At 69.2% G+C, this 13,919-nt stretch carries 14 protein-coding genes and 1 riboswitch; of the genes, 6 read left to right on the forward strand and 8 right to left on the reverse strand.

Going from position 1 to position 13,919, the window contains the following annotated elements:
• Positions 1 to 119: 119 nt before the first annotated feature.
• The 4 genes from CAM01S_RS06535 to CAM01S_RS06550 are packed head-to-tail and all read left to right on the forward strand — an operon-like array spanning position 120 to position 4,212.
• Entirely contained in the window at positions 120 to 1,271 is a 1,152-nt protein-coding gene (locus CAM01S_RS06535) for an ABC transporter substrate-binding protein (RefSeq protein ID WP_066518010.1), read from the forward strand.
• An 18-nt stretch (positions 1,272 to 1,289) separates the two neighbouring features.
• Positions 1,290 to 2,219 (forward strand): ABC transporter permease, encoded by a 930-nt coding sequence (locus CAM01S_RS06540; protein WP_066518012.1) that lies wholly within the window; start codon positions 1,290 to 1,292, stop codon positions 2,217 to 2,219.
• Positions 2,216 to 3,142: an ABC transporter permease gene (locus tag CAM01S_RS06545; protein WP_083527839.1), complete on the forward strand. Its 927-nt coding sequence runs from the start codon at positions 2,216 to 2,218 to the stop codon at positions 3,140 to 3,142. The genes CAM01S_RS06540 and CAM01S_RS06545 overlap by 4 nt, the downstream gene beginning before the upstream one ends.
• Complete coding sequence (locus CAM01S_RS06550) at positions 3,139 to 4,212, forward strand: ABC transporter ATP-binding protein (protein ID WP_066518020.1); 1,074 nt, start codon at positions 3,139 to 3,141, stop codon at positions 4,210 to 4,212. Before CAM01S_RS06545 ends, CAM01S_RS06550 begins: the two co-directional genes overlap by 4 nt.
• Before the next feature lie 78 nt (positions 4,213 to 4,290).
• On the opposite strand, the gene CAM01S_RS06555 is transcribed toward CAM01S_RS06550, so the two are convergent.
• The 6 genes from CAM01S_RS06555 to clpS form a co-directional block, all read right to left on the reverse strand.
• The gene (locus CAM01S_RS06555; RefSeq protein ID WP_066518024.1) at positions 4,291 to 4,785 is read right to left on the reverse strand and encodes an NUDIX hydrolase; all 495 of its coding nucleotides are present in this window, start codon (positions 4,783 to 4,785) and stop codon (positions 4,291 to 4,293) included.
• Between the two features lie 13 nt (positions 4,786 to 4,798).
• The gene (locus tag CAM01S_RS06560; protein ID WP_066518026.1) at positions 4,799 to 6,985 is read right to left on the reverse strand and encodes an alpha-galactosidase; all 2,187 of its coding nucleotides are present in this window, start codon (positions 6,983 to 6,985) and stop codon (positions 4,799 to 4,801) included.
• Between the two features lie 81 nt (positions 6,986 to 7,066).
• Entirely contained in the window at positions 7,067 to 7,480 is a 414-nt protein-coding gene (locus CAM01S_RS06565) for a YrdB family protein (protein WP_066518033.1), read from the reverse strand.
• Positions 7,481 to 7,484: 4 nt separating this feature from the next.
• On the reverse strand, positions 7,485 to 8,342 hold the full coding sequence (purU, locus tag CAM01S_RS06570) for a formyltetrahydrofolate deformylase (RefSeq protein WP_066518035.1): 858 nt from the start codon (positions 8,340 to 8,342) through the stop codon (positions 7,485 to 7,487).
• Positions 8,343 to 8,379: 37 nt separating this feature from the next.
• Positions 8,380 to 8,856: a DUF2017 family protein gene (locus CAM01S_RS06575; protein WP_066518041.1), complete on the reverse strand. Its 477-nt coding sequence runs from the start codon at positions 8,854 to 8,856 to the stop codon at positions 8,380 to 8,382.
• Positions 8,853 to 9,149 carry an ATP-dependent Clp protease adapter ClpS gene (gene clpS, locus CAM01S_RS06580; RefSeq protein ID WP_373277691.1) on the reverse strand — a complete coding sequence of 99 codons (297 nt, stop codon included), beginning with the start codon at positions 9,147 to 9,149 and terminating at the stop codon, positions 8,853 to 8,855. The genes CAM01S_RS06575 and clpS overlap by 4 nt, the downstream gene beginning before the upstream one ends.
• 99 nt (positions 9,150 to 9,248) lie before the next feature.
• A riboswitch (ZMP/ZTP riboswitch) is annotated at positions 9,249 to 9,333 on the forward strand.
• A gap of 34 nt (positions 9,334 to 9,367) precedes the next feature.
• Between clpS and glyA the strand changes: the two genes are divergently transcribed.
• Together glyA and CAM01S_RS06590 are read left to right on the forward strand one after the other, a co-directional pair.
• Positions 9,368 to 10,675: a serine hydroxymethyltransferase gene (gene glyA, locus CAM01S_RS06585; RefSeq protein WP_281176689.1), complete on the forward strand. Its 1,308-nt coding sequence runs from the start codon at positions 9,368 to 9,370 to the stop codon at positions 10,673 to 10,675.
• Positions 10,672 to 11,556: a bifunctional 5,10-methylenetetrahydrofolate dehydrogenase/5,10-methenyltetrahydrofolate cyclohydrolase gene (locus CAM01S_RS06590; RefSeq protein WP_066518047.1), complete on the forward strand. Its 885-nt coding sequence runs from the start codon at positions 10,672 to 10,674 to the stop codon at positions 11,554 to 11,556. The genes glyA and CAM01S_RS06590 overlap by 4 nt, the downstream gene beginning before the upstream one ends.
• Before the next feature lie 68 nt (positions 11,557 to 11,624).
• Here CAM01S_RS06590 and galK read toward each other — a convergent pair whose 3' ends face one another.
• Both galK and galT read right to left on the reverse strand, forming a co-directional pair.
• On the reverse strand, positions 11,625 to 12,776 hold the full coding sequence (gene galK, locus CAM01S_RS06595) for a galactokinase (RefSeq protein WP_066518049.1): 1,152 nt from the start codon (positions 12,774 to 12,776) through the stop codon (positions 11,625 to 11,627).
• Entirely contained in the window at positions 12,773 to 13,870 is a 1,098-nt protein-coding gene (gene galT / locus CAM01S_RS06600; RefSeq protein ID WP_066518056.1) for a galactose-1-phosphate uridylyltransferase, read from the reverse strand. The genes galK and galT overlap by 4 nt, the downstream gene beginning before the upstream one ends.
• Between the last annotated feature and the right edge of the window lie 49 nt (positions 13,871 to 13,919).

Raw genomic sequence — 13,919 nt, forward strand, 5'->3', positions numbered from 1 at the left:
CCGGCACGCGCTGTTCGCCCGCCATTCACTCCGGCTGCACGGACCGGACACCGCTCCCGCTCACGATGCTCCAAGACCCGATCGGCGATGCGTCGATCCCATGTGAAAGGGAACAACCCGTGATCCTTCGTCAGCGCACACTCGCTGTGGCCGCTCTGGCCGCCGCCGCTGCCATCACGCTTGCCGGCTGCTCGGCCGGTGCAACCGCGAGCTCCGGCTCGTCCTCCTCCACGAACTGGAGCACCGAAACATCCGCTGCTGCCGGCGGCGGCATGAGCGCGCTTGTCGCGGCCGCCGACAAGGAGGGCCAGCTCAACGTCATCACGCTGCCGCCGTCGTGGGCGAACTACGGCAAGATCATCGCCGGCTTCGAGAAGAAGTACCCGAAGATCAAGATCGTCTCCGAGAACCCGAACGGGTCGAGCGCCGACGAGGTCTCCGCGGCGAAGTCGCAGAAGGGCCAGTCGACCGCGCCGGACGTGTTCGACATCGGCACGGCGGTCCTCGACCAGAACCTCGACCTGATGGCCAAGTACAAGGTCGCCAACTGGGACCAGGTTCCCGCGAACTTCAAGTCGACCGACGGCAAGTGGATCTACGACTACACCGGCCTCATGTCGATCGGGTACGACTCGAGCGTCATCAAGACCGCGCCGAAGGACCTGAAGTCGCTGCTCGGCAGCGAGTACAAGGGCAAGGTCGCCATCAAGGGCAACCCGACGCAGGCGAACGAGGCCGCGAGCGCCGTCTACCTCGCAGCACTCGAGAACGGCGGATCGGCGAGCAACATCCAGCCCGGTATCGACTACTTCGGCAAGCTGAAGGCTGCCGGCAACTGGCAGAACGTGCTGCCCACGCAGGCGACGGTCAACTCGGGTGAGACCCCGGTTGTGATCCAGTGGTCGTACAACAACCTCGCCTGGGGCCCGGCGGGCGGTTCGTCCGGTAACCAGAACTGGAAGACGGTTGTGCCGTCCGGCCAGGCGCTCGGTTCCTACTACAACCAGGCGATCAACGTCGATGCGCCGCACCCGGCCGCCGCGCGTCTCTGGGAGGAGTACATCTACAGCCCCGAGGTGCAGAACCTGTACCTCGCTGCTGGCGCCTACCCGGCCATGCTTGCCGCGATGGAGCAGAACGGCACCGTTGACAAGTCGGTGCTGCAGAAGGTCGGTGCTGCCCCGAAGGACATCGTGCAGCTGACCAGCTCGCAGGCGACGGATGCCGCGACCCTGCTCTCGGGCAAGTGGGCCGCGACCATGGGCCAGTAGGAAACGAGCCGTCTGATCATGACGACCGCATCCGCACCGGCCGCGCCTCGCGCGGTCGAGGGGAGCGCTTCGGCCACGCGCCGCGGCACCGGACCACGTGTCCGGCGCCGCGGCGTCGCCTGGCTCGGACTCACCCCGTTCGCGCTCTATGTGCTGCTGTTCCTCGCGATCCCAGCGGTCCTCGCGGTCGCGAGTGGCTTTTTCACGAACAGCGGGACGCCGACGCTCGGCAACCTCGCCGCGTTCGGGGATCCGGTCATCCTCAACGCCTTCGGTGCGTCGCTCGGTCTCTCTGCCGTCTCCGCGGTCATCGGCGCGGTCGTCGGGGCCATCGTCTGCTACGCACTCCAGGCGCTGCGCCCGGACGGTCTCATCCGCTCCGCGATCGACTCGGCAGCGAGCGTTCTCGCCCAGTTCGGCGGTGTGATGTTGGCGTTCGCGTTCATTGCGACGATCGGTGCGGAGGGGCTCGTCACCGTGTGGCTCCGGACCGCCCTCGGCTGGAACATCAACGCGAACGGCACGTTCCTCTACACGGTGTCGGGACTTGTCATCCCCTATCTCTACTTCCAGATTCCACTCATGGTGCTCACCTTCATGCCCGCGCTCGAGGGCCTCCGCACCCAGTGGGGCGAGGCTGCGGCAACGCTCGGCGCATCCCGTGGGGTCTACTGGCGGCGTATCGCGATGCCGATTCTCGCGCCCGCGTTCTGGGGATCACTGCTGCTCCTGTTCGCGAACGCGTTCTCCTCGTTCGCGACCGCCGCAGCGCTCATCGCCCAGGGCGGCATCATCCCGCTCACGATTCGGCAGCAGCTCACGAGCGAGACCGTGGTGGGTGTGCAGAACGTCGCCGGCGTCCTTGCGCTCGGCATGGTGATCATCATGGTCGTCGTCATGTCGGCATACTCCGCGCTCCAGCGTCGCGCAGCGAGGTGGCAGCGGTGACCGGGTACGGGGCGGCGCCGGGCCGCGCGACGAGCGCGACGATCCTCGTGATCGTCGGTGTGCTGTTCGCGATCCCCCTCGCCGCCCTCCTGGAGTTCACCTTCCGCAACGGAACGTCGGGCGGTTTGACGCTGACGCACTACGCGGCGCTCGCCGACCCGACGAACGAGGCCACATACCAGCCGCTGTTCCAGGGCCTCGTCGCCTCGTTGGTCATCGCGCTGCTCGTCGTGGCGATCGTGCTGCTCATTCTCCTGCCGGCGCAGATCATCACATCGCTCCGGTATCCGCGCCTCCGTCGCGTCCTCGAGTTCGTGTGCATCCTGCCGATCACGATCCCGACGGTCGTCCTGGTCGTCGGGTTCGTCCCCGTCTATGCGATCGTCGCGCAGCTGTTCGGATCGGACGCGTGGACGCTCTGCTTCGCGATCGGCGTCATCGCGCTTCCGTACGCGTTCCGACCCATCGCCACGAACATCGCTGCCGTGGAGATGGTGCTGCTGTCCGAGGCGGCGCGCTCCCTCGGCGCCTCATGGGGCGCCGTCGTCTGGCGGGTGCTCCTCCCCAACCTGCGTCGCGGCATCCTGTCCGCGTGCTTCCTCACCGTCACCGTGGTGCTCGGTGAATACACGATCGCGTCGTTCCTGTCGCGGACCACCTTCCAGACCGCGCTCGTGCTCGTCCAGCAGACCGACCCCTACGTCGCAGCGATCTTCTCGATCGCCGCGCTCGTGTTCGGCTTCGTCCTGCTCATCGCGATCGGACGCATCGGCTCGGTGACTCGGGCGTCCCGGTCTCGCGCCATCGCGGCCGCGACGACCCGAGCCTCCGTGCTCGATAGCCGAGCGATCGCCGCTCCTGCCGACGCCTCGGCCGCCGACGCTGCGCAGCTTCCACCCGCACCCATCGAGGAGTACCTGTGACTGTCACCGCCCCTGTCGCCCCGGCAACGCTCAGCACTGGCGGCGCCGCCGTCGAACTGGAGGCCGTGGTCAAGTCGTACGGTCAGCACACCGCCCTGCGTTCACTGTCGCTCCGCATCGAGCCGGGCGAGTTCGTCTCGCTCCTCGGTCCGTCCGGCTGCGGCAAGACGACAGCCCTCCGGGCCGTGGCGGGGCTCGAGCAGATCGATGGCGGCGCGATCCGTATCGACGGCACGGACGTGGCTTCCGTGCCAGTGAACAAGCGGGACATCGGGATGGTGTTCCAGCAGTACTCGCTCTTCCCGCACATGACCGTCCGGCAGAACGTGGCCTTCGGGCTCGAGATGCGGCGTGTCGACGCGGAGGCACGCCGCACGCGGATCGCCGAGGCGCTCGAGATGGTGCACCTCGCCGAATTCGACGGCCGCTACCCGCACCAGCTCTCCGGCGGCCAGCAGCAGCGTGTCGCCCTCGCGCGTGCGCTCGTCACGCGGCCGCGCGTCCTCCTGCTCGACGAGCCGCTGTCCGCGCTCGACGCCAAGGTGCGGGTCGCGCTCCGCGACGAGATCCGTCGGATCCAGACCGAGCTCGGCATCACGACGCTGTTCGTCACGCACGATCAGGAGGAGGCGCTCGCCGTCTCCGATCGGGTTGCGGTGATGCACGACGGCGGTATCGAGCAGGTCGGTACGCCGGAGCAGCTGTACATGACGCCGGCGACGCCGTTCACCGCGGATTTCGTCGGGCAGTCGAACCGGCTGCGCGGCGATCTGCGCGGCGGTGACGTCTTCACGTACGGATTCCGGTTGACGTCGCTCGATCGAGCGCGCGCCGACGGTCCTGTGATCGCCTATGTCCGCCCGGAGGACATCGCGTTCACGAGCGAGGGCGGCATCGAGGGAACGGTGCTGTCGTCGAGCTTCCTCGGCTCGGTGCGACGCACATCCGTTCGGCTCGATGAGGACACGGTGTTGACCGTCCAGCACGACGTCGGGCTCGCCCCGGCGCCGGGCGCCACGGTGCGCGTGCAGTTGCTCGGAGTGCCGGTCGCGGTCGCGCCGCTGGACTGAGGTCACTCGGCGGCACGATCGGGCTCGGCGTCGGCCTCGGCGCGTCGACCCGCGCGGTCGGCTTGTGAGCGACATGGCTCAGTGGGTGCGCGCGCTGACCTCGAAGCGGGCGGCGATCTCGTCGGCGAGCGCTGCCTCGACCCGGGCGCGCATGTTCGGGCTCATGTCGGGAAGCGCGTCGAGCCGACTCCAGAACGCCTCGGTGTTCTCGCCATCGGCGGGGAACGGCTCGCCGCTTTCCCACCGGCACGCGAACACGATGTCCAGGTACTGCGCCCGGTCGCCGTTCGCGTAGGTCATCGGCGGGATCGTCTGCAGCCAGGCGACCCGTTCCGCGACGGCCACGACCCCGGCCTCTTCGAGCACTTCCCGTTCGGCGGCGTCCGCCGGCTGCTCGCCCGGGTCGACGATCCCGGTGACCGGGGTGTACGCGCCGGTGTCGGCCCGACGGACGACCAGCAACTCACGGTCGTCGCCGGTGCCGCGCGTGACGACTGCCGTCACGCCGGTCAGCCAGAGCAGGTCGTGGCCGATCTTGCTTCGAAGGTCGAGAACGAAGTCGGGGATCGGCATGCGCCCAGGCTATCTACCCCTCGACGGCGACCGCCCGGAAGAGCATGGCGCGCTCGGGGCGGAGCACCGGCAGCGGCAGCCCGACCTCGGCGAGGAACCGGCCGCTCGCCGTTGTCGGCGTCTCCACCCAGGGCGGGGTCGTGACTTCGAGCACCGCGTCGTCCCAGGCGTCGGTCGCTGGGGCAGGCAAGAGCACCTCGACCCGGTACTGCCGGTCGGGCGCGAGGCCCGGAATGCCGACGAAGCCGGGCCGTTCGGCGGTGAGCGTGGCGAGCGCGACGGCCGCGAACAGTCCGCGCGAGCCGTCCTGGGCGACGACGCCGTGCAGGGTCAGATTCGGGTCCGCGACGTCGGCGTGCACGCTGACGCCGGAGTGCAGCAGCTCCCGGTGCTCCTTATAGAGGGCAATGGCTCGCGCGAGGACATCGCGCTCCGCAGCGCTTGCCTGCCGGACGTCCCATTCGATGCCGAAGTGTCCGAACATCGCGGTGATTGCGCGGAAGGCGATGTCGTGATCGCGGCCGGTGGTGTGCGCGTGGCGCGGGCCGACGTGCGCGCCGATGAGCTCCGGCGGGACGACCGCTTCGGTCCAGCGCTGAATCGTCTGCCGTTCGAGCGCGTCGTTGCAGTCGGACGCCCACACGCGGTCGGTGCGCTGCAGGATGCCGAGATCGACGCGCGCACCGCCTGACGAGCACGACTCGATCTCGACGTGCGGGTGCGCCGCACGCAGCGCGTCGAACAGGCGGTAGGCGGCGAGGGTCTGCGAGTGCACCGCGGGCCGTCCGTCGTGACCGAGCTCGGTGCTGTCGCGATTCTGATCCCATTTCAGGTACGCGATCCGGTTCGTCGAGAGCAGGTCGTCCAGACGGTCGAACACGTATTGCCAGGCATCGGGGTTGCTGAGGTCCAGTGCCTGCTGGGCACGCCATTCGCGCGGGAGGCGCCGCTCGCCACCCTGCACCGGCGCGACCGGTCCGGCGATCCAGTCCGGATGCGCGCGTGCCACGTCGGAGTCCGGGTTGATCATCTCCGGCTCGACCCAGAGCCCGAACTCCATGCCGAGGCTGTTGACCGCGTCGATGAGGGGTGTGAGGCCGTCCGGCCAGACGTCGGCATCGACCGTCCAGTCGCCGAGGCCGGCGCGGTCGTTTCGGCGGCCGTGGAACCAGCCGTCGTCGAGGACGAACCGCTCGACACCGAGTTCCGCGCCGGACTGCGCAAGCTCGATGAGCGGCTCGATGCGGTGGTCGAAGTACACGGCCTCCCACGTGTTCAGCACGACCGGCCGCGGCTTGGCCGCCGATCGCTCGCTGGCGCTCGTCGGGTGCCCGGGGCGCGCACGGAACCAGTCGTAGTAGCGGGCCGTGATCCCGTCGATGCCCGCGTCCGAGAACGCGGCGAACAGGGCCGGCGTCTCGTAGCGCTCGCCGGGCTCGAGCACGAGCTCCCCGGATCCGAGCAGCTCCGCAGCGCCGATCGTCGCGCGTCCGTCGGTCACCACGTCGACGAACTGCTCGTGGTCGCCGGACCAGGCGAAGTGCGTCGCCCACACCCGCCCGTGCCGGTTCCCGAACCCGGGCGTTCCGGCGGCGACGAAGAGCGACGAGTCGTGGCCGGTGCGCCCGTGCCTCCCGGAACGCACCCAGGTGCCCTGCCGCAGCATCTGCCGCTGCGGGTGGTTCTCGCGGCACCAGCGGCCGCTCAGGTCGAGGAGCTCCACGGCTTGTGCGGAGAGCGGCAGCATGACCGCGAGCTCGTCGAGCATGTACGGCGTCGATGCGGTGTTCTCGACGGCGTTCGTGAGCTCGAGGAGACCGCCGGGGTGCAACCGGATCGCGGTGACTGTCTGGAGGCCCGCGGTCGCGTCCGCCTGTGTGATCCGCGCCGCCGCGCCGTCGTCCGAGACCGCAGCGTCGACGATGCGAAGCGCGGGGGAGAACGCACCGCTGACGCGGCCGTCGGCGTCGCGGCGCGAACCTCGGAGGCCGCGCCGCCCGAGCCAGCCCGACGATGCCTGCGGAATGACGCCGGAGCTGACCGGTGTGTCGAAGGAGGACAGCGGCACGGGTTGCGTCAGCGCACCGAGGTCGGGGATGGTGTCGCCGAGGTCGGCGCCCCAGTGCACGATCTCGGCCTCACCAGACTGGAACGACAGCAGCACGCTCGTACCGGCGGCGCGAAGCAGGATGGGGTCCACGGGGGCCTTTCGACGGAGTCAGGGTTGGATTGCTGTGCAGGAGGTCGGCGTGCGGTGCGGGGGTGGTTGCCGCGCACGAGATCAGCCGGCGGCGAGCTCGCGGCGAAACGTGACGATGCCGGAGACTGCGGCCAGCACGAAGAACACCAGGCCGATCCAGGGATGCCCGATCGAGAGCCAGGCACCGGATGCCGCGACCACGAGCGCGATCTCGACGATCGCCTTGCCGACGGGGTCCGTGCCGAGGGGCGATCGTGACGAGCGGAACAGGAACCAGACGAGCGCCGCGAACCCGGGCGCCGCGATCATGAACAGGATCCCGGGCATCGGGAACGGCCAGGAGATGTAGCCCCAGTAGGCGAGCGAGACGAGCCCGAAGATCTGCACGATCACCCGGATGACCGACCAGAAGGAGACGGGCTGTCGCGGGCGACGGGGTGCGGGCGGCGGATTGTCGCCCCAGTCCACGGGCGATTGCGGCGGAAATGTGCTCATCGGCTCACCGGAAGATGATCGTCCGGGCGCCGTCGAGCAGCACGCGGTCTTCCGCGATCCAGCGGACCGCCTGAGTCAGGGTGCGCGACTCTTCGTCTTGGCCGACGGAGATGAGCTGCGCCGGGCTCTGCGCGTGGTCGACACGAACGACGTTCTGCTCGATGATCGGACCTTCGTCGAGATCTTCGGTCACGAAGTGCGCGGTCGCACCGATGAGTTTCACGCCCCGGGCATGCGCTTGGCGGTAGGGGTTGGCGCCCTTGAATCCGGGCAGGAACGAGTGGTGGATGTTCACGGCGCGCCCCGCGAGCGCGTGGCAGAGCGACGGGGACAGGATCTGCATGTACCTGGCGAGGACGACGAGCTCGATGTCGAACTCATCCACCGCCTCCAGGATGCGCTGCTCCATGGCGGCGCGGTCGTCGGACGACCCGATCGCCCGGTGCTCGAAGGGGATCGAGTAGAACGCGGCGAGCTCGGCCAGATCGGGATGGTTCGACAGGACCAGCGGGATCTCGATCGGGAGCTGTCCGCCGCGCTGCCGGAACAGCAGGTCGTTCAGACAGTGCGCAGCCGTCGACACGAGCACGAGCGTGCGAAGCGGCCGGCCGACGACATCGAGCCGGACGCGCATGCCGTACTGGTCGGCGACCGGCGCGAGCGCCGCTTCGAACGCCTCGCGGGTGACCGGCGCGAGCACCTGCAACCGCATGAAGAACGTGTTCGTGTCGGCGCTCGAGAACTGCTGCGACTCGGTGATGTTGCCGTGCGCCGCGACGACCGCACCGGAGACCGCGTGGACGATGCCCGGGCGGTCCTGGCACACGAGCGTGAGGGTCCAGTGGGTGGGCTCGTCGGTCACCGGAACAGGCTACCGGGACCGGATGTCATCGCCGCGCTCACCAGCCGGCAACGGCGACCACGAGCGACTCCTGCGCGGCGCCGAGCCAGTCGTACACCTGGAGCGCGGGAAGGAGGCTCGGATCCGCCTCCGACGCGACCCCCCACGGCTCGTCCCCGGTGATCTCGAGCCGTTCCGCGAGCGTGAGCCGGAGGTCCGTGAGGCATCGGAGCCATGCCTGTTCATCCTCGGGCTGCAGTGGCGGGATGACCTCCTGATCGAGCTGCCCGTGCAGGCGTCGAGCGTTCGCGATCTTCTGCGCGCGGAGATCGTCGAAGGTGAACCGGCGGTACTCCGCCTGCGCCTCCGGTTCGTCGGTGTAGGCGACGGGGAACAGTCGTTCGGCGAGAGGATCGCGTTCGATCTCTCCCTCGAGCATCGCGATCAACTGGCCGGTCAGATCGACGAGCAACGCCCGCTCCGCGGCAGAGGCGGTGACGTGCATACCGTCCGGTTCGCGGTGGAAGGCGATCACGGCGTCGACTGCGCAACGGTCGCCTGCAGCCCGTACCCGTGCAGCGCGTCGACGTGCCGCTCCATCGCCTCACGTGGGCCGGTTGCGACCACGGCGCGGCCCTCGTCGTTCACCTGTCGCATCAGGCGCTCGGCGCGGGGCCGTGAGTACCCGAAGTAGGACTGGAACACGTAGGTCACGTAGCTCATCAGATTCACCGGGTCGTCCCACACGATCGTCATCCACGGCGCGGCCAGCCGCTCGTCGAGGCGGGCGTCCCGGCGCTCGTCGACATCGGGCATGGTGAGGCTCACCGCTCCAGCCTGACACGATTCCCGGGAGGCGTCTCACCTCGTTTCGATCAGCCGGGAGGCACGCCTCGTCTTCCGGCAGCCCGGCTCGCGTTGCTACGATCGACGAGTCGCGACTGGCGTTGGATGGGTCACCATCGGGAAGCGGCGGAGACACGGTGCGAGGCCGTACGCCTGGGCCTCGCCGACCGCATCGATCACTCACCGTATTGAGGAGTCCCGTGTCCATCACCGATCTGCAGCAGCCTGCCCCCGCCACCGACTCGGCGCTTCCGTCGACGTTCAACGCCCCGCTTGCGGAGGTCGACCCCGAGATCGCCGAGGTGCTCCGCAAGGAGCTCGGCCGCCAGCGCGACTACCTCGAGATGATCGCGTCCGAGAACTTCGTGCCGCGCGCCGTGCTCGAGTCGCAGGGCTCCGTGCTCACGAACAAGTACGCCGAGGGCTATCCCGGCAAGCGGTACTACGGCGGATGCGAGTTCGTCGACATCGCGGAGTCGCTCGCGATCGAGCGTGCGAAGAAGCTGTTCGGCGCGGCCTACGCCAACGTCCAGCCGCACTCCGGCGCCACCGCGAACGCCGCGGTGCTGCACGCGATCGCGACCGCGGGCGACACGATCCTCGGGCTCGAGCTCGCCCACGGCGGCCACCTGACCCACGGCATGAAGCTCAACTTCTCGGGGCGGCTGTACAACGCGGTCTCCTACGGCGTCAGCCCGGAGACGTTCGAGGTCGACTACGACGACATCCGCGCCAAGGCGATCGAGCACAAGCCCACCGTGATCATCGCGGGCTGGTCCGCCTACCCTCGACAGCTCGACTTCGCGAAGTTCCGTGAGATCGCGGACGAGGTCGGCGCGAAGCTCTGGGTCGACATGGCGCACTTCGCCGGTCTCGTCGCTGCGGGCCTCCACCCGTCGCCCGTGCCGCACGCGCACGTCGTCTCGACCACCGTGCACAAGACGCTCGCCGGGCCGCGTTCCGGTCTGATCCTGTCGAACGACGAGTCGCTGTTCAAGAAGCTCAACTCGGCGGTGTTCCCCGGGCAGCAGGGCGGACCGCTCATGCACGTCATCGCGGCGAAGGCGACGGCGTTCCTGCTCGCGGGCACGCCGGAGTTCAAGGACCGTCAGGAGCGCACGATCCGTGGGGCGCGCCTCCTCTCCGAGCGGCTCACCGCGCCCGACGCGAAGGCCGCCGGGATCGACGTGCTCACGGGCGGGACCGACGTGCATCTCGTGCTCGTCGACCTGCGCGAGTCCGAGGTCGACGGCAAGCAGGCGGAAGACCTGCTGCACGAGGTCGGCATCACGGTGAACCGCAACGCGGTCCCGTTCGACCCGCGCCCGCCGATGGTCACCTCGGGTGTCCGTATCGGCACGCCCGCGCTCGCGACCCGAGGGTTCGGCGACACCGAGTTCGCCGAGGTCGCGGACATCATCGCGAACACGCTCATGCCGAACCCGGACATCGCCGGCCTGTCGGCGCGGGTGAAGGCGCTCACCGACGCGTTCCCGCTGTACGCGTGACCGCGGTCACGGTCGACGGGGCGGCGCTCGCCGCTCGCGTCCGCGCCGGCCTGCGCGAACGCGTCGAACGGCTGCACGATCACGGGATCCGACCGGGGCTCGGAACGATCCTCGTCGGCGCGAATCCGGGCTCGCTGTCCTACGTCGCGGGAAAGCATCGCGATTCGGCGGAACTCGGGATCGAGTCGATCCGGATCGACCTGCCGGAGACCGCGTCCGCCGCGGACATCCGCGCAGCCATCCTGCAGATGAACGACGATCCGGCCGTGACCGCGTTCATCGTGCAGCTGCCCCTCCCGGACGGCATCGACCCGGTGCCGATGCTCGAGCTGATGGACCCGGCGAAGGATGCCGACGGTCTGCACCCGCGGAACCTCGGTGAACTCGTGCTCGCAGTTCCCGGCGGAGCGGGCACCATCGATGCGCCGCTGCCGTGCACGCCTCGCGGCATCGTCGAGATGCTCTCCGCCTACGAGGTACCGATCCGCGGCGCCCACGTCACCATCATCGGACAGGGGCTGACGGTCGGTCGTCCGCTCGGGCTCCTCCTGACCCGGCTCGAAGCCACTGCGACGCTCACGCACTCGCTCACCGCGGACGTCGCCGCGGAGTGTCGCCGCGCGGACATCATCGTCGCAGCCGCCGGCGTCGCAGGCCTGGTGAAACCGGACTGGGTCGCGCCGGGCGCAGCGGTCATCGACGTGGGGATCACGCGTGTGGTCGACGAGACGACAGGAAAGGCTCGTCTCCTCGGCGATGTCGATCCGGCCGTCGCCGAGGTCGCCGGGTTCCTGTCGCCGGTGCCCGGCGGCGTCGGCCCGATGACCAGGGCCATGCTCATGAAGAACGTGGTCGAGGCCGCCGAGCGACGCTTGCGCTGAGAGCGCCGAGCGGGGAGCGCCGAGTGCCGAGTGCCCGCAGTGGCCTCGGCGCTCGCCGCCAGCGGGGCTCAGAGTTCGGCGCGCGCGCCCTGTGCTGCGTGCACCGTGAACAGCACCGGCTCGGCATAGCCGGCTGCGGCGAAGGCGGCGGTGACGGCGTTGGCAATCGTGGTGCGAGCCTCCCGGTCGACCAGTGCGATCGCGGAACCGCCGAAGCCGCCTCCGGTCATGCGTGCGCCGACCGCGCCGTGCTCGAGTGCGGTGTCGACAGCGAGGTCCAGTTCCGGCGTCGAGATCTCGAAGTCGTCCCGCATGGATCGGTGCGACGCGACGAGCAGATCGCCGATCGCCCGCGGGCCCTGCTCGCGCAGCACGTCGACCGTGTCGAGGACGCGCTGGTTCTCGGTGACGATGTGGCGGACGCGTCGGAACGTCTCCGCGTCGAGGAGCTTCTCGGCGCGCGGCAGGTCGTTGACGCCGACGTCACGCAGTGCTGGCACGCCGAGTGCCTCCGCACCCCGTTCGCAGGAGGCGCGGCGAGCCGCATAGCCGCCCGTTGCGTGAGCGTGCTCCACACGGGTGTCCATGACGAGGATCTCGAGGTTGTTCGTGCTGAGCGCGAGATCCACGACGGCGGTGTCGAGGGTGCGGCAGTCGAGGAACACCGCCGCGTCCTCCTCGCCGAGGAGGGACGCCGACTGGTCCATGATGCCCGTCGGCGCGCCGACCGCATTGTTCTCGGAGAACTGGCCGACGCGTGCGAGCTCCTTCCGGTCGAGGCCGAGCTCCCAAAGATCGTTGAACGCGAGTGCGATTCCGCACTCGATCGCCGCACTCGACGACAAGCCCGCGCCGACGGGCACGGTCGAGTCGATGAAGATGTCGAAGCCGGACTTGTCCGAGAGGTCTGCGCCGCGTTCGCGGAGCGCCCACGCAATGCCGAAGACGTACGCCGACCACCCGTTCATGGCAGCGGGCGCGAGATCGTCGAGGGACAGCTCGACCACATCGCCGGGCGTGGCAGCCGTCGAGGTCACGCGCAGCAGCCGATCCGATCGTGCCGCGATCCACGACGTGGTCCGCCGGTCGATCGCGAACGGCAGCACGTACCCGTCGTTGTAGTCGGTGTGCTCGCCGATCAGGTTGGCGCGGCCCGGCGCCGAGTATCGATGCTCGGGCTCGCGACCGAATGTCTGCGCGAAGCTCGTGGTGTCGGTCATACTCGTGCGATTCCTTCCCGGATGAATGCGGCCTGCTGCTCCGGGACGAGATCGCCGATCCAGGCGCCCATCGCCGCCTCGCTACCCGCGAGGAACTTGAGCTTCGATTCGGAGCGGCGCGGGGACGTGATCTGCAGCATCAGCCGAACCGTGTCGCGGCCGACGTGCACCGGCGCCTGATGCCAGGCCGCGATGTACGGCGTCGGGTCGTCGTAGAGCTTGTCGAGCGCACGGGTGAGCGTGAGGTGCAGGTGCGCAAGCTCGTCCTTCTCGGCGTCAGTCAAGGCCGCGAAGTCGGGGACGTGCCGATGCGGGAGCATGTGGATCTCGATCGGCCAACGCCCGGCGAACGGCACGAACGCGGTGAAGTGCTCGCCCGCGAGGACGACGCGGTCCGAGGACTGCTCCGATTCGAGGATCCGAGCGAAGAGGTCCGGGCCGAATCGCTCAATCGATGCGAGGAGCCGCTGCGTGCGGGGCGTGACGTACGGGTACGCGTAGATCTGGCCGTGCGGATGGTGCAGGGTGACGCCGATCGCTTCTCCCCGGTTCTCGAACGGAAAGACGTGTTGGATGTTCGGCAGCGCGGACAGGGCGGCGGTGCGGTCCGCCCATGCCTCGACGACGGTGCGCGCGCGCGACTCGCTGATCGACGCGAACGACCCTTCCGTCGCCGGGCTGAAGCACACCACCTCGCATCGGCCGACCGATCGGAACGTGCGGCCCAGCCCGATCTCATTCAGCGATTCGAGCGATGGCGGCGCGTCCGGTGCCTGCAGCTCCGGCCCGAACGACGGCGACCGGTTCTCGAACACCGCGACGTCGTACTGGTCGGGGATCTCCGACGGGTTCGCCGCCGTCTGCGGTGCGAGGGGATCCTGATCCGCCGGCGGCAGGAACACCCGGTTCTGGCGGGCCGCTGCGATCGAGACCCATTCACCGGTCAGCGGGTCCTGCCGCATGTGCGCGGTCGGCGGTCGTGGGTCGAGTCGGCGCTCGTCGATGCGCCGCTCTTCGGGCAGCGTCGAGTCGGCGTCGTCGAAGTAGAAGAGGTCGCGGCCATCCGCCAGCGACGTCGAGCGCTTCGTGATCACTCCGAGAGCATACCGAGCACTCGAAGCATTGCGAAAGGGATCGGAAGTG

Origin of the sequence: Curtobacterium ammoniigenes NBRC 101786 (assembly GCF_001571045.1) — a bacterium.
Lineage (GTDB): Bacteria > Actinomycetota > Actinomycetes > Actinomycetales > Microbacteriaceae > Curtobacterium > Curtobacterium ammoniigenes.